Here is a 19,654-nt window from a genome sequence, read left to right on the forward strand (position 1 = left end):
CTACCGCCGATGCAAAGCGGCAGGGTGACAACGCAAATAAGTCCGAAGTGTGCTGATCATCCGGCGTGATACCGGAGTTGTGCGCTCATCCGCTTTCCGGGCGGATCCGGCGACTCTGGTATCGACCCACCCTCGAAATATCGGGCCGGGCGGCGCATTGTCCGGTTGGACGTTGTCGCGCGGGTGCCACTAGCGTGAGTCGGCGAGTCCGGAGGCCGATCGCTGGGAGTGTGTGTGTCGTTATCAACGATCGAGAACTCGGTGGGGCCGTCGTCAGCATTGAATGCGTCGGTACGCCGTTGTGTTCCTGCTCGCGCGTTCTGGTTGATTTTCGCGGTGGGTGTGGTCGCGGGCGGGTGGTACGTCAAGCAGGTTCTCGGTCTGCCGCAGGTGATGATGCACCTCAAGGACCTCAGCGTTTATCAGATCGCCGGTAACCGCGTCGCCGACGGCGTTTCGGTGTACGACACCCCACTGCTCGGCAATACGCGAGGTGTCTGGGAATTCGTCTACACGCCATTCGCCGCGCTACTGTTCGTGCCGCTGGTCGGATTGCGGGGTGACCTGTACACCTACGTCGGTGCGTTCGGAAACTTCGCGATGGTCGCCGCGTCCGCCTTGGCGGCGTTGTCGATGCTCGGCTATCGGCGGGATCGGCGGCTGGTGCTGTTGAGTCTGTCGATCGCCGGGCTGCTGATGTGGTGTGAGCCGGTGCGGGAGACGATGGCCTTCGGCCAGATCAATATCTTTCTGTTGCTGCTGGTACTTGCGGATATGGCACTGCCGGACTCGTCGCGCTGGAAGGGTGTGCTTACCGGGATCGCGGCTGGGATCAAGCTGACACCCGCGTTGTTCGTGATCTACCTACTGGTCACTCGCCGGTACCGGGCCGCCGCGACGGCAATCGGAGCGTTCGCGGCGACCGTGCTCATCGGTCTCGTGGTCATGCCGAAGGATTCGCTGATGTTCTGGAGCGGTGCGTTCGCCGATCCCACCCGTGTGGGCGTTCCGGAGAACCCGCAGAACGAGTCGCTGCGCGGCATGATCGCCAGGACGATCGGCGTCGACGGCAGTCACCAATTGCTATGGCTGGCAAGCGCGGTCGTCGTCACCGCGGTTTGCCTCTACCTGGCGCGTCGACTGTCGCTCACCGGTTACGAACTCCCCGCGGTGGTGCTGTGCGGACTGACTACCACCGCCGTGTCGCCCTACAGCTGGGTGCATCACTGGGTCTGGCTCGCGCCGCTGCTGATCTACCTGGCCGACCTGGCGCTGCGGCGGGGCGGAATCATCGCACCGCTGGGACTGGTGGTGGCGTTCGTGGTCGCGTCGGGTGGTGTGCTGTCCCTCTACGACCCCGCACTCGGCAGTTTGACCAACTACCCCTCGGACAACCACCTCGGCGTGTTCTATCACAACGCCTACATCTGGCTGACGCTAGCGCTGTTCGGTGCCGCCGCCGTGCAGATGCGGCGCTCCGCTGAGCGGGCGGGGTCGGATCGCGACAACAGCCGGTCCGTGGCCGTCCATTGATAAACCGGTGAGACGCGTTCGCCTTCAGTATCCGCACCGGTTCACGAATCAGTAGGCGATGAACAGGATCTCGTCGCGTGAGTACTCGTGGCCCGGGTGGTTCTCGGCCAGGTGTGCCTGCGTAATCTTCACGAGATCGTCCTCATCGGATCCGACGAGGGTTTCCCCGCATGGGCAGTTCAGGTTTCGCTTCATCAACCATCCTTTCGTGTCGATCGACAGTCTTCCAGAAATACTTCGAGATTCAATGTGGTTGTCGCTGTAGGTTCCACCGACCCCGAAAGGACACTTCGATGCCGAAGATGACCAGCGAAGAGCGTGAGGCGTTCCTGGCCGAACTGCACGTAGGAGTGATCGCCGTCGAACGACCTGGCCGGGCACCGCTGTCGGTGCCGATCTGGTACGCCTACGAGCCGGGCGGCGAGGTGGTCATCTGGACCGACACCGGTTCGGTGAAGGAAAAACTGATCCGCGTGGCGGGCCGCTTCTCCATTACCGCTCAGGTGGAGCAACCGCCCTACCGCTACGTCACCGCGGAGGGCTCTGTCACCGGCATCGAACCGGCCACCGCTGACACTGTGCGCCATATCGCCGTTCGCTACCTCGGCGAGCGGGAGGGCGCAGCGTTCGCCGACCAGAACCTCAGTTCGGGGTCGATCATCATTCGCATGCGTCCGGAGCGCTGGCTGAGTACGGATTACTCGAAGCAGTAGCGCCCCCCAACAATGCGGGGGGTGAACCTCAGACATCGACTCGATACCGTCAGATGACGGTATCGGTGTGCGTCATGCCGCAGTGCCTCGGTCACCCGTTGCCCGATTCGCCGCCCCGCAATCGCATTTCCCTGCCCCGCCAGCGGGAACGCAACCACCGGTCATGGCTGGCGATCACAATGGCGCCGGGCCCGGGTCCGAGGGCTTCTTCGAGTTCGTCGCACAGTCGCGGCGAGAGGTGGTTGGTTGGTTCGTCGAGCAGTAACAGTTCGGGCGGGTTTGCGATCAGCAGTGCCAGCGCCAAGCGCCTGCGCTGGCCTGGCGACAGTTCGTCGATCGATCGGTCCAGATCCCAAGGTGATAGCAAGCCAAGGGAATTCAATGGAACGGTCTCGGCGAGATCGGCACCGAGGGCCGACGCATAGGTTTCGTGTGCGGTGCGGTCGGACCGTTCGAACCTGGTGTCCTGAGCCAGCAGACGCGTCGTCAGTCCCGGACGCCGCCGCATACTGCCGGTGAACTCGAGCGTGCCTGCCAGCACCGCCAGCAGGGTGGACTTCCCGGCTCCGTTCGCTCCCGTGACCAGCAACCGGTCGGTTGTCGTGATATCGAGGCGTTCGATAAGTGCGCGGCCAGGAACACGAACGTCGCGCAGCGACAGGAGAAGCTTGCCGGGCGACTGTGCGGCGAGTGCGCCGGGGCGAAACCGCAGCGGCAGAGGCGGTTCGGCAATCCGATCCCGCTCGAGCTCTTCGATTCTGCGGGCGGCGTTGCGGACCCGCCGCGCGATCTGGTTCTGTACCCGGCCACCGGCATGCCCGTAGCCCATTTTCTCGTTATCCCGTTTCAGCCGATTCGGCGCGACCTCGTACGCGCTCACCCCGGCCGCGTGACGCAGCGCCTCCAGCTGCTCCAGTTGTTCGAGGTAACGCCGTTGCCAGCGTTCGTATTCGGTGCGCTTGTGCGTCAGATAGGTGGTGTAGTTGCCGCCGTAGCGGGTGGGCCCGTCCATCGTGGGATCGAGGTCGATCAAGTCCGTGCAGACCTCGTCGAGGAAGGCGCGATCATGGCTGGCGACGATGACGATCCCGGATACGCCGCGCAGCTGCTCGGCTACGAACGTGGCGGCTTCGTCGTCGAGATGGTTGGTCGGTTCGTCGAGTAACAGCGCCGAGGGCCGCCGGACCAGCAGCGCGGCCAGCTCCAGCCGACCGCGCTGCCCACCCGAAAGCGACGCGAGGGTCCGCTCGTGGGCAATCGCACCGAGACCGAGCCCGAGGAGCAGTATTTCCGCCCGCCGGTCCGCATCCCAAGCCTCGTGTCGTTGTGCGCGGTCGAGGCGTTCGGCGTAGACATCGAGCAGATCGTTGTCGTCGGGGAACTGCTCTAGTTGCCGCGCGGCCCGGTCGAGTTCGGCGAGGTCGGCGCGTGTTTGCGCCACTGCGGCGTCGAGGACATCGGCGACCGTCGCCTCGGCCTCGAACGGCATTTCCTGGTGCAGGAAACCGAGGTCGGATGGGCGCTCGACGGTGCCTGCATCGGGCTCGTCGATTCCGGCGAGCAACCGTAACAGGGTCGACTTCCCGACACCGTTCTCGCCGATGAGACCGATGCGGTGCCCGGGCGCCGCGGTAAGGCAAACACCGTCGAGCACCCGCCGCGAGCCGCGCGTGTGGACCAAATCGTTTGCGAGCAAAGCTGATTCAGGCATGCGAAACCGCCAATGGTCGAGATGACAAGGGTGTGATCAGCCGATCGAGTCGGGTGCGGCGACCTCGAGCAGGCGGCCCTGCGACAGCCGCAACCACCGCTCGACCTTCACCTCGGCGAGGAACCGTTCGTCATGGCTGACCACCACCAACGCGCCCCGATAGGCGTTGAGCGCACTCTCCAACTGGCCGACGCTGACCAGGTCGAGGTTGTTTGTCGGCTCATCGAGCAACAGCAGTTGCGGTGCCGGTTCGGCGAACAGGACGCACGCCAGGGTCGCCCGCAATCGCTCACCGCCGGAGAGCACCCCCACGGGCAGATGCACCCGTGAGCCGCGAAACAGGAAGCGCGCCAATAGATTCATTCGTTGCGGCGCGGGCATATCCGGTGCGAAGGTGGTCAGGTTCTCGACGACGCTGCGGTCGAGATCGAGCAGGTCGAGCCGCTGCGACAGGTAGGCTATGCGGCCTTCGGCTCGTTTGATCTCGCCGCCATCCGGATGCAGTTCGCCATTGATGATCCGCAGCAACGTCGATTTGCCCGCACCGTTGGGGCCGGTTACCGCGATTCGCTCCGGTCCGCGGATCGCCAGATCGGCCCTGGCGACAATCGCACGGTCGCCGAAATGGAATTGCATGCCCTCACCGAGGAAAACGGTGCGCCCGGCGGGGACGTCGGTATCGGGCAGTTCCAGCGCGATCTTCTGCTCGTCGCGCAGCGCGCGCCCGGCCTGATCGAGCCGGCTTTTCGCCGCGTCGACGCGGGCGGTGTGTGTCTCGTTCGATTTGCCTGCCGACTCCTGTGCATTGCGCTTCATCGTGCCCGCGAAGATCTTCGGTAGCCCGGCATTGCCGAGGTTGCGCGCCGCGTTGCTGGCGCGGCGTGCGGCACGTTCACGCGCCTGCTGCAGCTCCCGCTTCTCCCGCTTCACCTCCTGCTCGGCGTTGCGAATGTTCTTCTCGGCAACCTCTCGTGCGGCGCGTACGGACTCTTCGTAATCGCTGAAATTGCCTCCATAGAAACGGATTTCGCCGCCGTCGAGTTCGGCGATGCGGTCCATCCGGTCGAGCAGGGCACGGTCGTGGCTGACCAGCAGCAGGCAGCCGTTCCAGTCCGCGAGCACGTCATAGAGCTTGTGCCGCGCGTCGAGGTCGAGGTTGTTGGTCGGTTCATCGAGCAACAACACCTCCGGTTGCCGAAGCAGCTGCGCCGCGAGACCGAGCGAGACGACCTGGCCACCGCTGAGGGTGTGTAGCCGACGGGTCATCGGGACCTCGCCGAGGCCGAGCCGGTCGAGTTGCGCACGGGTGCGCTCCTCGATGTCCCAGTCGGTGCCGATGGTGGTGAAGTGCGCTTCGTCGGTATCACCGGACTCGACCGCATCCATCGCGGCCAGCACCGGCGCGATGCCAAGCACCTCGGCGACGGTGAGGTCCCCGGTCAACGGCAGGCTCTGCGGCAGATATCCGCAGGTGCCCTCGATGGATACACTGCCGCCGCGTGGACGCAGCTCGCCAGCGATCAGTCGGAGCAGGGTGCTCTTTCCAGCACCGTTCGGGGCGACCAGGCCGGTCCGGCCGCCGGGCACGCTGAAGGATAGTTCCTCGAAGGCCGGGGTGTCGTCCGGCCAGGAGAAGGACAGGTTCGAACAAACGATGTACGCATCGGACATGAATGAGACCTCGGGTGTCGTGCGGGCGCATCAAAGCTGCTCCGCATAAGAGACGATGTGGTGAACGACGACATAGCCACGACAGCGGCGCGCGTCCTGCGCCTACTGGTGGCCGTCAATGCCGGGTATTATCCGGAGACGTCGAGTTCACCAACCATGTCTGATCTCCCTCGTTGCGATCATTCCGAGCCGACAATAGCAGCCGACCTACCCGACAGCACATCACCCCTGCGCACCAGTGGAATTGCGGGCCAGGGTGCTCGCTTGACCAGGGATATGGTTGTGTCCAGCACCGTGATGGCCCGTTCAGTGTCGGCTTCATCAACCCGCCACCCTCGGCCGAAGTCAATGGATTCTCCTGGCTCGCAGCGATTTTCGAGTTCATAGCCGATGTGCTCGTAGGCGTCGCCGGACTTCGCGCCTGACCTAACTCGGCATGATCGGGGAAGGCAGCCATTTCCTCATCGAGCGTTTCACCAATGACCATCCAGCCGCGCCCGATGGCATCGCTGTCATCGGCACCGATGGCGACAGCGGATTCGTCCAGCACTACTACGACTCCCGTGGGGTCAACCGCGTCTATCAGATGAGCTTGGACGACGACGTATGGAGGGTATGGCGTCTGGCTCCCGGCTTCTCCCAGCGCTACACCGGCACCGTCTCCGACGATGGCACCCGCATCGCCGGCGCGTGGGAGAAGTCCGCCGACGGCACCACTTGGGAACTCGACTTCCACCTCGACTACAACAAGCTCGCCTGAGCCCGGCTACCTGGGTCGATCAGGCGAGGGTGTCGACCGCATAGGCGGCGGCTTCGGCGAGCAATGTCTGATCGTACTCGGCGTTCTTGGTGGCCTTGCTGGACATTATCGCGATGACGAGTGGTGTGGAGTTCGGCGGCCAGGCGATGGCGATGTCGTTGAGCGTGCCGTAGTCGCCGGTGCCAGTCTTGTCGGCCACGGTCCAGTCCTGTGGTAAACGGGCTCGGATGCGCTGGGCGCCTGCGGCAGTGGCGTTGCGTTGCATCAAGTCGCGCAGAAAGTCGCGCTTGTCGGGTGGCAGGGCATCGCCGAGCACGATTCTTTGGTAGCTGGTGCCGAATGCTCGCGGTGAACTGGTGTCGCGGGGGTCGCCGGGGGTGGCTTCGGTGATCAGCGGCTCGACGCGATCCATTCGGGTGATCGTGTCGCCGAGACTGCGTGCGAAGGCCGTCAGCTCGGCCGGGCCGCCGATATCGCGGAGCAGCAGGTTGCCCGCGGTGCCGTCGCTGTAGCGGATCGCGGCGTCACACAACTCACGGATTGTCATCCCGGTGGCCACGTGCCGCGCGGTAATCGCGGCATTCTTCATGAGATCAGCTTGGGTGTAGGTGACTAGGGAATCCAAGTGCGACAGTGGATTTCGCTGTAGCATCGCAGCCGCTGCGAGCCCCTTGAATGCCGAACAGAACGCGAATCGTTCATCCGCTCGGTGGGCGATCATGGTGCCGGTACCGGTGGCGAGGGCATATACGCCGAGGCGAGCGTTGAACTTTCGTTCCAACTCGACCAGACGCTCGTGATGATCAATCGGCGCGGGCGAGGGAGCGGGGGAGACGGAGGGGTTGTGGGTCTTCGCGCATCCGGCAAGCGGCAAAAGTGCAGCCGCCCCGAACAGAGCGCGACGAGTGATGGTCGGTTGCTTCGATGTCATGGGTGATAAGTCCCGTCGGTCGGTCGGAGCGCGCGTGCGCTCAACTGGTCACGGATGCCACGATCGCGGCCGACGGTGCCGCGTAATCGCCGGGCGAACGCCGTCACGGCCGAGGGGCCGCCGAGTCGTCGCAGCAGCAGATTGCCCGCGCCCGGGATGGTGCGCCAATACCCGACCCGGGCGCGATCGAGTCGTCGGCGCTATCGCCACAGGTCATCATGCTGCGGTTCGCCGCGAAGATAGCGGCGAGTCATCGACAGCAGGGACGTCGCCGATCCCGCTGGTTCAATAACGGGCATGGATTTGATCCGCCACCTCCGCTTCTTCGTCGCGGTCGCGGACGAAAGGCATTTCGGCAAGGCGGCGGCCGCATTGGATATGACGCAACCGCCCCTGTCTCGAGGTCTTCGGCGACTCGAACGACATCTCGGTGTCGAACTGCTCCACCGCACGCAGCAGGGTGCGGTGCTCACCCCGGCCGGTGTGCAACTGCTCTCCCGCGCCCGCCTGCTCGTCGATGACGCCGATCGCCTTGTCGCCGAATCACATCGGATCGCGCGGACACGCGGCACCGTGAACTGGGGGGCGGCCGCGGCGGTCCCGGATCGGGTAGTGACCGCGTGCGTGACGGCATTGCGCGGTGTGGTCGGTGCGGGCGGCACGGTGTCCACCACGGTGCGTGCCACCGTCGACCTCGTAGCGGATGTTCGATCCGGCATCTGCGAGGTTGCGGTGGTCGAGCATCCGGCCCTGGTGGACGGCGTGGTGGCGGGACCTGTCGTCAAATTGCCGCGGTGGGTCGTCGTTCCGTCTGATCATCGAATCGCCGAGTCCGAGCGCCCCACCTTCCCGATGCTCGCCGGACTGGCGTTCGCCGCTCCGGCACGCGCCACCAATCCGCCCGCCTTCGACGCTGTCCGGGATCTGCTGCGCGAGCGAGGACTCGACTCGTCGACCATCGCCGCGCGCGATGACCGCACGCTCTTGGCCGCCGTCGCCGCGGGTTCGAGTTTCGGCCTCACCACGGCACCACCATCAGACGCACCCGGGGTGACCTGGCTGCGGATGGCTCCTGACGCTGTCGCTCTGCGCGTTCGAATCGTCCACCGTCCCGGCGTGGACGCTCACGCGGACGCGGTGGATCGCGTCCTGTACCGGGAGCGACTGCGATGACGACAGTCGCGGAGAACAAGATTCGCGATGTCTTCGCCGACGCGGGCTGCACCGGCTGGATACATGCCCGTCGTTGCGACGACTCCATCGAGGAAATCTCGATCGGCGCTCACGAACGCGTCGTCACCGCATCGGTGTACAAACTGCCGTTGTTTGTCGCGTTCTGTCGTAGTGTCGACGACGGACTGATTGATCCGATGGCACCGATAACCGTGAGACCGGCCGACTGCACACCCGGCCCATCCGGAATCGCCGCGTTGATGGATCCGGTAACGATGAGCAGGCGCGATCTCGCGATATCGATGATGACGGTGTCCGACAACGCCGCAGCGGATGTACTGCTCGGCGAGGTGGGCATCGGTGCCGTGACGAACCTGCTCAACAGCATGGGATTACGACAGACCATCATCATCGGCGGCACCGCCGACGTCCATCGCAGCCTCGTCCGCGATACCGACACCCACACCACTGCCCAGGCATTCGCCGCACTCGCCGACAATGACGACGCCTGGTCGGTATCGGCATACGACCCCTCCTACACCAGCGCGACCACTCCGGAGGAGATGACCCGCTTCCTGCGTGCCCTCTGGGCGGGGGCCGTATTGTCCGCGCAGCAAACCGATTTCGTCCGCACCGTCATGCGCAAACAGATCTGGTCGCACCGCATCGTGTCCGCGTTCCCCCATCGCGGCGTATCGATAGCGAGCAAAACCGGCACCATCGGCGTGATTCGCAACGAGGTAGCGGTAGTGGAATTCCCGCAGGAACACCCCGTCGCGGTGGCGGTCTTCACCCGCGCGGCACGCGCGGACCCGATGCTGCCCGTCGTCGACGCCGCCATCGCCGAAGCCGCCCGGATCGCGGTCACCGAACTGCGCAGACCGCTGCCGTAACAAAGCACCGCCACCGCTGTGTGCGATCGGCTCGCGGCGCGCATCGTGGCGGGATCTAATGTAGTGATCGTAAGCTCCGCGGGAACCTGATCGTGCGCCCCACACCGTCGGGATGGCCCGCCTCCCGCTGCTCGGCAGCGAAATGCGTGAGCCGAGTTAGGACGTCGGCGGGCATCGGAGCGGTTCTTCTCGTCCCGAGGTCGACGTGCAGGTCCAACTGTTCGGATACGGCCACCCGTGTCCGGTCGCCGAGATTGCGTACTTCGTGGAAGAAGTGCAGCCGCTTGGCATCCACACCCAGCAACCAGGAATCGACGGCCAGCCGTGACCCGTGCAGTACCTCTCGTTCGTAAGTCATGGCGGTCTGCACGACGACCTTCCCGAACCCTGTTTTCCGGACGTACTCGTCGCCGAGGCCGAGGGCGTCGGTGAACGCGGCATGTGCGCGGTAGACCACGATCCCGTAGTACTGGGCGTTCATATGGTCGTTGATATCGATCCACGTCGCATCGACGTCACATTCGAGGGTTCGCAAACCGCCACCTTCCCCGCGCTGTCAGCAGTTACTCGCCCAGGGTACAACCAAGCGTTTGCTTGGGGCAACTGCTGCCATGTCTACCATGTCCGAACTGTATTCTCGCGGAACCTCTTTGGGGCATCTGTGCATTGTGGCCAAGCCACGCCACACCGGCCCTGGATAATCTTCGGTGACTGTGGATTACAGGCGCAGATCGAGCCGTTGTGGTTGTTAATTGCGTGACGTAATGTCCGAAGAAGCGGCGACAATATGGCAACATCAATCCGGAAGCTCGCATGAGCGGATTGGCCGCGTTCGATGCTGTTGAAACCGTCGGCTGCGCAACGTCGGACTCTGCGTCGAGGTCATGTTCGGGTTGCGACTAGATCCACACGGTAGGCGTCTGCTGGGATGTCTCGGGTCGACGCTGAAGGATGTACGGCTTTCAGTTCGATTAGGTAGCCGTCAACGGTTACAGCGGTGGTGAAGCGGCGATTGGAATGCAATTCGTGGTGGGACTCCACATTCGCAGCCGTCACTGTGGCTACGACGGTCGCGTCACCTTCCCAGTAGCACTCGACGTCAGCGGGGCACCGACTGTCTTCCGATACTTCGTGGAGCAACACCACGAGGCGGTCGTCGTCGAGATGCGCGGCGCTACCGGCGCTGAGCGTGAATTCGGCGCCGAGCTCCGCGGTTACGGACTTCGGCGGTGGATTGCCCTGCGTGCCACATCCCGTCGATACCAGGAGTAGTACCGCCAGAATTCCCCACCGCGTGCAATACCAGGCACTCATACCGGCCGATGATCGCACACCGGAGTACCCGCCGTGGTCGGTTCGCGGGTCCGAAGTGTGGCGACGCACGAATCATGTTGGCTGTACCGATGTTTCGAAGTCGATCAGCCGAGGATTAGGGGGAGTTCCTCGGCCAGCTCGCCCAGGACGGCTTTCTCGGCGTCGGTCGGCGCCCGCCGTCCGGTGCCGATCAGCAGCGAATCCTTGTCGGAGAACGACGCGGGGAACGCGGCACCGGAGATCTGCTCCAACATCTCGCGTGACCGAGCGAGCCCCTCCGCAGGCGGTGCCGCCGCGTCCGGGAGGTATGCGATCAGGTCGAGGTGGTGCAGCGTCCACTCCAGGACGTACGCGCAGAGGTAGTCGCCCGCGGTGAGGACCTGATCGCGGGTGCTGACCCGCAGGCTCGGGTCGCAGAGTACGGCGGCGCGGCCCGCGGCGGAGCTTACGTCGTCGAAGTGCAGCTCGAGCAATCGCGGCTGTTCGTAGGCGGCGGCGAGCCGGACGATCAGCGCGTCGAGCGGGTCGTCACCGGTCGGCGGCGTTTCGGTAACGTCCCAGTGGGTCACCGCATTGCGGGTAGGTTCGGTTTCGGCGGGTGTCGCGAGGGTGATCAGGACGTCCTGGGCGTCGATTATCAAGTGGCACACCAGGTCTCGCACCAGCCAACCGCTACAGCCCGATGGCTGCGCGAAGTCTTCGTCGGAGAGTTCGGCGACCGCCGCGCGCAACGCTGTCCATGAGCGTGAGAAGAGATCCACGGCCGAAAGCTAGCAGCGCCCCGCCCACTGCGGCCAATCCTCTACGGCGCCTTCGCTCTACAGGGTTCGTCCGTGGGTAATCTGCTCGCGACGACCATGTTCTACTCGTTTCGCGACTGCCGGATCAGCGATTCCTGTTGCATCGAACCTACGGTGGTCACCGGTGTTCAAGATCAGTCATCGGATCGTTGATTCCTATTGCCGTGGCCGGGTTTTCGTGGCCGGGGACGCGGCGCATGTTCGTCCGCCCACCGGGGCGCAGGGGATGAACACCGGCATCCAGGACGCCGGCAACCTCGCGTGGAAACTCGCGCTGGCGGTCGTCGGTACGGCCACCGAGGGCTTACCGGACAGCTACGACGCCGAACGTCGGCCGGTCGGCGAGGAGGTTGTCGAACGGACCGTGCGCAGTGCCCGAGAGGGCATCGGGGCAGGGGAGAACGACCCGGACGTCATCATCCGGCGCCAGGCTCAACTGCTGATCGACTACCGCGACAGTCCCATCGTCACTAGCTCGATCGACGCCTCGCCAGGACCGCGGGCAGGTAGTCGCGCACCCGACGCGGCCGGTCTGATGCGATAGCGGTGCCGGAGCGCCTCGCCGACGCGGCACGACGCGCAGCGCACGGGCAGATGGAGGTATACCTCGTTGCGGCGCCTGGGGGCAGGGTCGATGGGACGGTCCTGCCGGTGATCCGCGACCACGATGGGGACTTCGCCCGCATGTACAACGCCATCGGAGGATCCGCGTATGTCATCCGGCCGGACGGGTACCTCGGCTACGTTCGGCACACCCCCACGGTGGAAGACCTGACGAAATACCTCGGGTCAACCTTCGGCTGAACCTGGTCGGGCCACCTGGCCTGCTGTTCACGACATCGGTTGGCGGGCGGCGCATCTCGCACTCATCGACCACCACCGGGCCACAACTACGCGCTCAGCCGACGGCAGCACCGAACCACTTCGGCAGACGGCTGAGCAGATCCTGTTGATCGTCACCGACCCACGCCACATGGCCGTCCGGCCGCAGCAGCACCGCGGGCACCTCCAGTTCCTCGCTGACGTCGACGACATGATCAACCCGATCGGCCCAGCCCGCCACCGAAAGCAGGCCGGTCTGGTCGAGCAGCAGTCCACGGCCGCCGTGCATCAGTTCGTAGAGACGTCCCTGTTTCAGTCGCAAGTCCCGCAGCCGCCGGCCGAGCAACGCATGCCCGTCGCCGAAGTCATAGCGGACCCCGATCGCGATGATCTTCTCGATCAGGTGCCGGTGCACGTCCTCGAAGTCCATCAGTTCCGTAAGCAGTCGGCGCACTGACTGCGGACCCGGCTCAGTGGACAGCAGTTCCATCTGCGCGCGGGTGTTGTCCAGCACGTCGGCGGCTACCGGGTGCCGTTCGATGTGGTAGCTGCCCAGCAGCCCCTCCGGCGCCCAGCCGTTGACCTCGGCGGCCAGTTTCCAGCCGAGGTTGAACGCGTCTTGGATCCCGAGGTTGAGACCTTGCCCGCCCATCGGCGGGTGGATGTGCGCCGCGTCGCCGGCCAGCAGCACTCGGCCGATACGGTAGCGCTCGGCCAGCCGGGTGGCATCACCGAAGCGGGACAGCCAACGCGGTGAGTGCACGCCGAAGTCGGTGCCCGCAGTCGCCCGCAATTGCTGCGTGAACTCCGCGAGGGCAGGCGGAACCGTGCGGTCGTCGGTCAACCCCGCCGCGGGGACGACGACGCGGTATACCCCGTCTCCGAGGGGGCCGACGCCGAACCGCTTCTCGGTCTTGCGGACTTCGGTCACCACGGCGGCCACCGTCTCCGGTGGCACGGCCACCTCCATCTCGCCCAGCAGCGTCTCGACGCTGGTGGGCTCACCCGGGAAGCCGACGCCGAGCAGCTTGCGCACCGTGCTGCGGCCGCCGTCACAGCCGACGAGGTAACGCGAGCGCAGCTGCGTGCCGTCGGCCAACTCAACGGTCACCCCGTGGTCGTCCTGGCTCAGCCCGACCAGTTCGCAGCCGCGCCGGATCTCGGCGCCGAGTTCGGCGGCGTACTCGGCCAGCAGGCGATCGGTGGTGGTCTGCGGGATGCCGAGGACGTAGGGATGCGAAGTGTCCAGCCGCTCGGGTGAGGGCTTTTCGATGCCGGCGAAGAAACCACCGACCGGGTACTGCTTGCCGTGTGCGAGGAACCGGTCCAGCAGACCGCGCTGGTCCAGCACCTCGATGCTGCGCACGTGCAGGCCGAGCGCGCGGACATACGCGGTCGGCTCCGTCTCCTTCTCCAGCACGAGCGCGTGCACCCCATGTAGCCGCAATTCGCCTGCCAGCATCAAGCCGGTCGGTCCGCCGCCCGCGACGATCACATCAATCATGAAAGCTCCCATTCGACTAGGTCACATTTCGGCCGCCCGCTACGCACAATGCAGCGGCGTCGCACCCGCACCACGGGTCCCACCGGCGGTTCGACGTCCCGCAAGACCCATACATCGCCCGAGCACCCGTACTTCGCGAATCCCTGATTTCCGCGGGTTCTGGCTTCGGATGGAGATTCTGCAGCACGACCCGGGTCTTGCCGCAAGGCCCCTGGTCCGCTATATGTTGATAGTGGCGAGGTCCGCAGGCGCGCGGCACCGGTTCAGCCACTTCAACACCGGCGATCGACCGGCTCATCGGACGGCGCGAGCGAGGCGGCGCTGGACATTGCGGCCACCGGGGGAGTGCGGTGCAGCCGTGAGGTGCGGATTTCCTTCAGCCGGTGGCGATTCCGGCGACCAGGTTGATCGTTGTCGCCGGGATGACCGTTCTGAACGCCATACGACAGCAGCGTGTGCCGGAGAATGATCGCGCGGATCGTGGCGCTGGAGACGTCGGTGTCGGAGACCGCCGAAGTCGTCGCTGACATAGAAGAAGTCGCCGAGAATCACCACGGTCCCGACTGATCCACTCAATGCGGCGGCGGCGACGGCGGTGAGTTCCCTTGTGCGGCAGGCGCACCGGCAGCTCCAATGCCTCGGGCCAGCTGATGGTGTCGGTTTGCTCGGCGAGCAGCTCGGTGCCCGACAACTGGTTGCACAATGGGATCGGTTTGGGTAAGTTATTGGCCGATTGCAAATCGCAATCGGAAAGGGTGGCGATGACACAGTTGGTCCGCGTGCAGAACTTCTGCGTATCCAGCGATGGATACGGCTCCGGAATGGGGCAAAGCCTCGATCGCCCGTTCGGCGACGCCGATCCGAGCGCGCTCGTCTCCTGGGCGGGCGCCACCGCCCACTGGCCCGGCCGGACCGATCCCGGAGGGACCTATGGCCTCGATGACTACTGCACGCGTGATTTCACCAACAACATCGGCGCCGAGATCATGGGGCGCAACAAATTCGGTCCACAGCGGGGACCGTGGGAGAACTACGACTGGCAGGGGTGGTGGGGTGACGAGCCCCCGTTCCGCACGCCGGTGTTCGTCCTCACTCATCATGTGCGACCCTCGATCACCCTGGGGGACACCACGTTCCACTTCCTCGACGCGTCTGCGAAGGACGCGCTCGCGCAGGCGTTCGAAGCCGCCGACGGCAAGGACGTGCGAATCGGCGGCGGTGTTGCCACGGTCCGGGAGTTCCTCGACGCCGACCTCATCGACACGATGCATATCGCCGTCGCACCAGCCGAACTCGGTCATGGCGAAAGGTTGTGGGACAGCCCCGACGAACTTGTCGACCGTTTTCATCTGGAGCGGATCCCGAGCCCGAGCGGGGTAGTGCATCACTTCTTCTGGCGACGGTGACCCGCCGACCTCCCGCGCGAGCGCTGGTGTTGTCGGTGTTCATGTTTCCGCCGCTCTGCCTTGGCGGCATATCCCGCAGCACCTCGGAGTTGCCGAAGACCGCACCGATTCCGGTGGGTCCGAACAGCTTGTGGCCGGAGAACACGAACAGGTCCGCATCGATCGACCTGACATCAATCTTGGTGTGCGGCACCGATTGTGCGCCATCGATGAGTGCGATAGCCCCGCTCAGTGCGCCTGCGCGACGATTTCCCGCACCGGCGTGATGGTGCCGTCGCTTTCCTGACGGTCCGGTCAGCCTGGGGCCATACGGCTGAGATGTTCCCATGCCTGGTATTGCCCGATCCGGGTCTGGTCGATTTCTCGGACTTGGTCGTAAGAACGGCTGCCGATGATGAGGCGCCTGGGTGGGTCCGGCAGTGTGGCCAGTTCCATGATCACCGGGGCGGCTGTGCTCGGGTCCGGGCCGGATTCGTCGCCCCACATCTCTTCCAGTTCGGTTCGCAGGGCGTCGTACTGCGGAAGGGGTTCGGTCGCGGTGGTGCCGGCGGTGAAGAGACCGGTTGCGTAGCCGCCCATCTCCACGATGGTGACCTTGATTCCGAACCGCTCCACCTCCATCGCCAGTGCCTCGCTCAGCGAGTCCAGCGCCACCTTGCCTGCCCCGTAGAAGCCGACCGTGGCCATGCCCCCGGCGCTGCCCATCGAGGTGACCTGCAGGATGCGGCCGGCCCCTTGCGCGCGCAGGTGAGGAACCGCGGCTTGGGACACCCAGACGGCGCCGAAGAAGTTCACGTCGAGGTGGGCCCGAATCTGCTCCTCGGTGGCTTCCTCCACCATCCCGTACAGCAGCCCGCCGGCGTTGTTGACCACGATGTCGAGCCTGCCGAAGGCGGCAAACGCCTGCTGCACCCCTTCGAATACCGCTCGGCGGTCGGCGACATCCAGCGGAAACCGCACCAGGGCTTCGGGATACGCGGCTGCTAGATCCTCGAGGGGATCGATGTTCCGGGCGACGGCCACCACGCGATCGCCTGCGGCCAGAGCCGCCTCGGTGAATGCTCTGCCCAGACCCCGTGAAGCGCCGGTGATGAACCACGCTTTGGCAGTTGTCATGAGGTTCCTCCTTAACGATACGATACGAATCGTCTCGATTGACTAGAGTGTGGGCCCTCTTGGTTTTGTTGTCAAACGAACCGTCTCGTCTCGACAGGGTGGTAGCCTACTCGTATGTCCAACGCCCAGAACCCGGCGCGCTCTCGGCGCAGTGAACGCTCGCGGCAGGCTATCCTCGCGGCTACCCGCGCGCTGACCTCCGAGATCGGGTACGGGAAGGTGTCCATCGAGGCCATCGCGGCGCGGGCTGGGGTCGGTAAGCAAACGATCTACCGGTGGTGGCCATCGAAGGGTGCGGTGATCTTCGATTCGTTCCTGGCGCTCAGTGTGGATGCTGACAGTCAGGAGATGGCGCTGCCGGACACCGGCGACATCGAGGCCGACCTGAAGCTCGTGATGCGTGCGACGGTCGCGGAGTTCGCCGACCCCGACTTCGAGCGGCCGATTCGCGCGCTCAACACCGAGATCATCAACGATCCCGATCTGGCCACCCAGTTTCATGAGAAGCTGGCCCGCCCGGTGGACGAGGCCAAGAAGGCCCGCCTACGCAGCGCGCAGCAGGCGGGCCAACTCGCCACTGATGCCGACCTCGACCTGGTCCTCGAAGTGCTCTATGCCCCCCTCTTCCAACGGTGGCTACACCGTTCAGGGCCGCTCACCGCCGAATATGCCGATTCCCTCGTCGACGTCACGCTGAGGGCCTTCCGCCCCTGACGACTTCCCGGCAGCATCCGGCGTATCGAAGAAGTCGAATGCTTCGCCGAGCTCACCGGAGCGAATCGCGCAGACGGCAGATAGCGACTGGCCCCCAACCGGTTTCGGCTATGAGCACCGCTACATCGATCAATTCACGAGCGCAGGTCGCGGCGGTTGAAGCGGAAGAAGCCGACAACGACCATGACCGCGGTGATCGAGAGGAGCGCACCGGCGTCGGCCCACTGCATGCCGTGGCGCAGTGGCTCGCCACCGATGTAGTAGTGGAAGGGCGAGAAGTACTTCAGCCAGTCGGCGCCGATCACGCCGGCGAGGTTGCCTGCCACGTAGGTGAGCACCCCGACACCGACCGCCGCACCCAGCACTTGGCCGCGTTTGCCGATCGCGGCACCCAGACCGATGGCCAAGGCACCGAAAGCGACGCCGAGCAGCGCGAGGTTGACGCATTGTGCGGCGAATTCGCCGATACCGATCGTGTCGAGATCGGCACTGGATCGAATAGCCAACATGCCGAGGAACACCAACGCGGCGATGGCGACCGCGCCGGTGACCAGGCCGGCGAAACGTTGCAGCGCCAAGCGGGTGCGGCTGACGGGGTGGGCCAGCAGCAGGTCCAGGTAGCCGGATTCCTCGTCGCCGGCGACGGCGCGGGCGCCGAAGGTGACCCCGAAGCCCATCATCAGCAGCGGCAGCAGCAGACCGAACACCGTCGAGCCGAGGTACCCGGCAGCGGAACCCATATCGTTGAGGCGCATCGCCTCGCGCATCGCCTCGGGATAATTCTGCACCGTTTCGGCTATGCCACCGCTGCCCACCTGGGGGTAGAACGCGGCGTACATCAGCCCGACCGCCGCGGTGCCGATCGACCAGGCGAGCAGGGCGCGGCGGTTGTCGACCAGGGTCTGGGTGTAGATATCAGGCAGCATCGGCTTCTCCGGTGTAGTAGCTGTGGAACAGGTCTTCGAGTGCGGGTTCGGTGACCAGCAGACTGGCAACGTGGTGTCCGGCCAGGGCGCGCAGCAGGGCGTCCGGGCTGCCCGTCACCTGGCAGCGCAGGGCGGCGCCCTCGACGCGGACATCGACTACGCCCGTCAGCGCGGCGAATTCAGCCCGGTCGACGGGCCGAGCGAAGGTGACCTCCACGTCACGCACCGCGTCGGCGCGTAGGCCCGCGACGGTGTCGAGCGCGACCAGACGGCCTTCGCGGATGATGCCGACCTGATCGGCGACCGCTTCGACCTCGCTCATGATGTGGCTGGACATGAACACCGTCTGCCCGCCTGCCGCCGCTTCGGAGACCATGTCGAGGAAGATCTGCTGGGCCAGCGGATCCAAACCGGACGTCGGCTCGTCCAGAATCAGCAGCTCGGGTTCGTGCATGAACGCCTGCACCAGACCGACCTTCTGCCGGTTGCCCTTCGACAGGGCCGATATCTGTTTGCTCTGGTCCAACTCGAGCCGACCGCACAGCGCATCGATGCGATCTGCGCCCGCACCACCCCGCAGCGTGGCGAGGAACCGCAACACCGCGCCGACCCGCTGCCGACCGGGGGCGACGAAATCACCAGCCAGATACCCGATCTTCTCGTGCAGGGCTACGGCATCACCCCGGGGGTCCATGCCGAGGACTCTGGCCGTGCCACTGGTGGGGCGGATCAGGTCCAGCAGGAGCCGGATGGTGGTGGATTTCCCGGCGCCGTTGGGTCCCAGATACCCGAACACCTCCCCTCGCTCTACCGATAGGGACAACTCGATCAGACCGCGGGACGCGCCGTAGGTCTTCGTGAGCCCGTTCAGCTCAATTGCTTTTGCCATGCACCAGAACGTATCGAAGTTTCAGAGATTTGTAAATATTCTGAATATTCATAGGTATGATACCCTTCGAGGTGTGGGAACCAACGAGCGATTGCGAGAAGCCGCGGAGAAGCTGGCCCTGACCTTGTCGGCGGGCGGGGGGATGCAGCGCTCGACCGCCAGGGTGATGACAGCGCTGGTCTACACCGAGCAGGACACCATGACAGCCGCCGATCTTGGCGCGGAGCTGTCCATCAGTTCAGGTGCCGTATCGACCGCGATCAAACACCTCATGCCGGTGGGGCTGATCGAACGCGTCCCGGCTCCGGGCAGCCGCCGCGACCACTACCGGTTCCGAGCCGGTGCGTGGGCGGCGTTGATGTCGCAACAGAACACCTTGCTGGCCACCATGCACAACGCCGCGCAGGAAGGCCTCGACGCCACCAGCGCCGATACGGTCACCGCCCGGCGCCTGCACGAGATGCAGGATTTCTACAGCTTCATGCTCGACGAACTGGTCCCTCTGATCGAGCGATGGCGGGAACAGTACGCTGCCGAACACCCCTGACCGGCCAGGGACACTCTCACGCCAGCACCTGGGTACGTCCCAGCCTCAGCTGCGGCCCCCAACATGGTGCTGGCTCAGTGCATCTGATGCCGCCCGACCCGCGGGTTCGCCGCAGCACGTTCGGTGGCGTGCTGGACCCCGCGCAGGTACTCCTCGGCCATCGCGACTGATATCCAAGTGCCGCAGGCGACTTCATAGATCGGACGGTCGCTGCCGGGCCTCGTAGTCGAC

20 protein-coding genes and 2 pseudogenes are annotated in these 19,654 nt (G+C 65.1%); 10 read left to right on the forward strand and 12 right to left on the reverse strand.

Annotated elements, in window-relative coordinates; all coding sequences use genetic code 11:
• The first annotated feature begins 234 nt into the window (after positions 1-234).
• A complete protein-coding gene (locus LKE06_RS14760) occupies positions 235-1,533 on the forward strand; it encodes a glycosyltransferase 87 family protein (RefSeq protein WP_227999454.1) in 1,299 nt (432 codons plus the stop codon).
• Positions 1,534-1,581: 48 nt separating this feature from the next.
• Here the strand turns inward: LKE06_RS14760 and LKE06_RS14765 are convergent, their stop codons facing one another.
• Entirely contained in the window at positions 1,582-1,728 is a 147-nt protein-coding gene (locus LKE06_RS14765; RefSeq protein WP_227999455.1) for a DUF1059 domain-containing protein, read from the reverse strand.
• Between the two features lie 98 nt (positions 1,729-1,826).
• On the opposite strand from LKE06_RS14765, the gene LKE06_RS14770 reads away from it, so the two are divergent.
• On the forward strand, positions 1,827-2,246 hold the full coding sequence (locus LKE06_RS14770) for a pyridoxamine 5'-phosphate oxidase family protein (protein ID WP_227999456.1): 420 nt from the start codon (positions 1,827-1,829) through the stop codon (positions 2,244-2,246).
• Positions 2,247-2,337: 91 nt separating this feature from the next.
• Here the strand turns inward: LKE06_RS14770 and LKE06_RS14775 are convergent, their stop codons facing one another.
• Both LKE06_RS14775 and abc-f read right to left on the reverse strand, forming a co-directional pair.
• Complete coding sequence (locus tag LKE06_RS14775) at positions 2,338-3,957, reverse strand: ABC-F family ATP-binding cassette domain-containing protein (protein ID WP_227999457.1); 1,620 nt, start codon at positions 3,955-3,957, stop codon at positions 2,338-2,340.
• Positions 3,958-3,993: 36 nt separating this feature from the next.
• On the reverse strand, positions 3,994-5,628 hold the full coding sequence (gene abc-f / locus LKE06_RS14780) for a ribosomal protection-like ABC-F family protein (RefSeq protein WP_227999458.1): 1,635 nt from the start codon (positions 5,626-5,628) through the stop codon (positions 3,994-3,996).
• A 436-nt stretch (positions 5,629-6,064) separates the two neighbouring features.
• Between abc-f and LKE06_RS14785 the strand changes: the two genes are divergently transcribed.
• A complete protein-coding gene (locus LKE06_RS14785; RefSeq protein ID WP_227999459.1) occupies positions 6,065-6,388 on the forward strand; it encodes a hypothetical protein in 324 nt (107 codons plus the stop codon).
• 19 nt (positions 6,389-6,407) lie between these two features.
• On the opposite strand, the gene bla is transcribed toward LKE06_RS14785, so the two are convergent.
• Positions 6,408-7,319 (reverse strand): class A beta-lactamase, encoded by a 912-nt coding sequence (gene bla, locus LKE06_RS14790; RefSeq protein WP_227999460.1) that lies wholly within the window; start codon positions 7,317-7,319, stop codon positions 6,408-6,410.
• Positions 7,320-7,616: 297 nt separating this feature from the next.
• Between bla and LKE06_RS14795 the strand changes: the two genes are divergently transcribed.
• Both LKE06_RS14795 and LKE06_RS14800 read left to right on the forward strand, forming a co-directional pair.
• Positions 7,617-8,492: a LysR family transcriptional regulator gene (locus LKE06_RS14795; RefSeq protein WP_227999461.1), complete on the forward strand. Its 876-nt coding sequence runs from the start codon at positions 7,617-7,619 to the stop codon at positions 8,490-8,492.
• Positions 8,489-9,385, forward strand: a complete 897-nt coding sequence (locus LKE06_RS14800; RefSeq protein ID WP_227999462.1) for a serine hydrolase — start codon at positions 8,489-8,491, stop codon at positions 9,383-9,385. Before LKE06_RS14795 ends, LKE06_RS14800 begins: the two co-directional genes overlap by 4 nt.
• Before the next feature lie 55 nt (positions 9,386-9,440).
• Here the strand turns inward: LKE06_RS14800 and LKE06_RS14805 are convergent, their stop codons facing one another.
• Entirely contained in the window at positions 9,441-9,920 is a 480-nt protein-coding gene (locus tag LKE06_RS14805) for a thioesterase family protein (RefSeq protein WP_227999463.1), read from the reverse strand.
• A 491-nt stretch (positions 9,921-10,411) separates the two neighbouring features.
• Here LKE06_RS14805 and LKE06_RS14810 point away from each other — a divergent pair, with 491 nt between their 5' ends.
• Positions 10,412-10,657 carry a hypothetical protein gene (locus LKE06_RS14810; protein WP_227999464.1) on the forward strand — a complete coding sequence of 82 codons (246 nt, stop codon included), beginning with the start codon at positions 10,412-10,414 and terminating at the stop codon, positions 10,655-10,657.
• A gap of 146 nt (positions 10,658-10,803) precedes the next feature.
• On the opposite strand, the gene LKE06_RS14815 is transcribed toward LKE06_RS14810, so the two are convergent.
• Entirely contained in the window at positions 10,804-11,460 is a 657-nt protein-coding gene (locus LKE06_RS14815; protein WP_227999465.1) for a maleylpyruvate isomerase N-terminal domain-containing protein, read from the reverse strand.
• 139 nt (positions 11,461-11,599) lie between these two features.
• Between LKE06_RS14815 and LKE06_RS14820 the strand changes: the two are divergent.
• Positions 11,600-12,303 (forward strand): annotated as a pseudogene (locus tag LKE06_RS14820) (FAD-dependent monooxygenase); the annotation flags it as partial.
• A 94-nt stretch (positions 12,304-12,397) separates the two neighbouring features.
• Here LKE06_RS14820 and rox read toward each other — a convergent pair.
• On the reverse strand, positions 12,398-13,825 hold the full coding sequence (rox, locus tag LKE06_RS14825; RefSeq protein ID WP_227999466.1) for a rifampin monooxygenase: 1,428 nt from the start codon (positions 13,823-13,825) through the stop codon (positions 12,398-12,400).
• Positions 13,826-14,097: 272 nt separating this feature from the next.
• Positions 14,098-14,355: a DUF1345 domain-containing protein gene (locus LKE06_RS14830; protein WP_227999467.1), complete on the reverse strand. Its 258-nt coding sequence runs from the start codon at positions 14,353-14,355 to the stop codon at positions 14,098-14,100.
• 231 nt (positions 14,356-14,586) lie between these two features.
• On the opposite strand from LKE06_RS14830, the gene LKE06_RS14835 reads away from it, so the two are divergent.
• Positions 14,587-15,231: a dihydrofolate reductase family protein gene (locus LKE06_RS14835; protein WP_227999468.1), complete on the forward strand. Its 645-nt coding sequence runs from the start codon at positions 14,587-14,589 to the stop codon at positions 15,229-15,231.
• A gap of 88 nt (positions 15,232-15,319) precedes the next feature.
• Here LKE06_RS14835 and LKE06_RS14840 read toward each other — a convergent pair.
• Positions 15,320-15,559, reverse strand: a pseudogene (locus tag LKE06_RS14840) (aminotransferase class V-fold PLP-dependent enzyme); the annotation flags it as partial.
• Positions 15,526-16,347: an SDR family NAD(P)-dependent oxidoreductase gene (locus tag LKE06_RS14845; RefSeq protein ID WP_227999469.1), complete on the reverse strand. Its 822-nt coding sequence runs from the start codon at positions 16,345-16,347 to the stop codon at positions 15,526-15,528. The pseudogene LKE06_RS14840 and the gene LKE06_RS14845, both read right to left, overlap by 34 nt.
• Positions 16,348-16,461: 114 nt before the next feature.
• Here LKE06_RS14845 and LKE06_RS14850 point away from each other — a divergent pair, with 114 nt between their 5' ends.
• Positions 16,462-17,061 carry a TetR/AcrR family transcriptional regulator gene (locus tag LKE06_RS14850; protein WP_227999470.1) on the forward strand — a complete coding sequence of 200 codons (600 nt, stop codon included), beginning with the start codon at positions 16,462-16,464 and terminating at the stop codon, positions 17,059-17,061.
• Between the two features lie 134 nt (positions 17,062-17,195).
• Here LKE06_RS14850 and LKE06_RS14855 read toward each other — a convergent pair whose 3' ends face one another.
• Positions 17,196-17,987, reverse strand: coding sequence for a DUF2705 family protein (locus LKE06_RS14855; protein ID WP_227999471.1), 792 nt, complete (start codon positions 17,985-17,987; stop codon positions 17,196-17,198).
• Positions 17,977-18,876, reverse strand: coding sequence for an ABC transporter ATP-binding protein (locus tag LKE06_RS14860; protein ID WP_227999472.1), 900 nt, complete (start codon positions 18,874-18,876; stop codon positions 17,977-17,979). Before LKE06_RS14860 ends, LKE06_RS14855 begins: the two co-directional genes overlap by 11 nt.
• A gap of 142 nt (positions 18,877-19,018) precedes the next feature.
• Between LKE06_RS14860 and LKE06_RS14865 the strand changes: the two genes are divergently transcribed.
• Positions 19,019-19,423, forward strand: coding sequence for a GbsR/MarR family transcriptional regulator (locus LKE06_RS14865; protein ID WP_255649306.1), 405 nt, complete (start codon positions 19,019-19,021; stop codon positions 19,421-19,423).
• The last annotated feature ends 231 nt before the right edge of the window (positions 19,424-19,654 follow it).

Origin of the sequence: Nocardia australiensis (assembly GCF_020733705.1) — a bacterium.
GTDB lineage: Bacteria > Actinomycetota > Actinomycetes > Mycobacteriales > Mycobacteriaceae > Nocardia > Nocardia australiensis.

What these genes read in the sequence shown, in the direction of transcription:
- rox (WP_227999466.1), bottom strand. Translation starts at nt 13,825, where the DNA reads ATGATTGATGTGATCGTCGCGGGCGGCGGACCGACCGGCTTGATGCTG.
- bla (WP_227999460.1), bottom strand. Translation starts at nt 7,319, where the DNA reads ATGACATCGAAGCAACCGACCATCACTCGTCGCGCTCTGTTCGGGGCG.
- LKE06_RS14765 (WP_227999455.1), bottom strand. Translation starts at nt 1,728, where the DNA reads ATGAAGCGAAACCTGAACTGCCCATGCGGGGAAACCCTCGTCGGATCC.
- LKE06_RS14845 (WP_227999469.1), bottom strand. Translation starts at nt 16,347, where the DNA reads ATGACAACTGCCAAAGCGTGGTTCATCACCGGCGCTTCACGGGGTCTG.
- LKE06_RS14835 (WP_227999468.1), top strand. Translation starts at nt 14,587, where the DNA reads ATGACACAGTTGGTCCGCGTGCAGAACTTCTGCGTATCCAGCGATGGA.
- LKE06_RS14830 (WP_227999467.1), bottom strand. Translation starts at nt 14,355, where the DNA reads ATGTCAGCGACGACTTCGGCGGTCTCCGACACCGACGTCTCCAGCGCC.
- LKE06_RS14795 (WP_227999461.1), top strand. Translation starts at nt 7,617, where the DNA reads ATGGATTTGATCCGCCACCTCCGCTTCTTCGTCGCGGTCGCGGACGAA.
- LKE06_RS14850 (WP_227999470.1), top strand. Translation starts at nt 16,462, where the DNA reads ATGTCCAACGCCCAGAACCCGGCGCGCTCTCGGCGCAGTGAACGCTCG.
- LKE06_RS14800 (WP_227999462.1), top strand. Translation starts at nt 8,489, where the DNA reads ATGACGACAGTCGCGGAGAACAAGATTCGCGATGTCTTCGCCGACGCG.
- LKE06_RS14855 (WP_227999471.1), bottom strand. Translation starts at nt 17,987, where the DNA reads ATGCTGCCTGATATCTACACCCAGACCCTGGTCGACAACCGCCGCGCC.
- LKE06_RS14785 (WP_227999459.1), top strand. Translation starts at nt 6,065, where the DNA reads ATGATCGGGGAAGGCAGCCATTTCCTCATCGAGCGTTTCACCAATGAC.
- LKE06_RS14770 (WP_227999456.1), top strand. Translation starts at nt 1,827, where the DNA reads ATGCCGAAGATGACCAGCGAAGAGCGTGAGGCGTTCCTGGCCGAACTG.
- LKE06_RS14860 (WP_227999472.1), bottom strand. Translation starts at nt 18,876, where the DNA reads ATGGCAAAAGCAATTGAGCTGAACGGGCTCACGAAGACCTACGGCGCG.
- LKE06_RS14775 (WP_227999457.1), bottom strand. Translation starts at nt 3,957, where the DNA reads ATGCCTGAATCAGCTTTGCTCGCAAACGATTTGGTCCACACGCGCGGC.
- abc-f (WP_227999458.1), bottom strand. Translation starts at nt 5,628, where the DNA reads ATGTCCGATGCGTACATCGTTTGTTCGAACCTGTCCTTCTCCTGGCCG.
- LKE06_RS14865 (WP_255649306.1), top strand. Translation starts at nt 19,019, where the DNA reads ATGCAGCGCTCGACCGCCAGGGTGATGACAGCGCTGGTCTACACCGAG.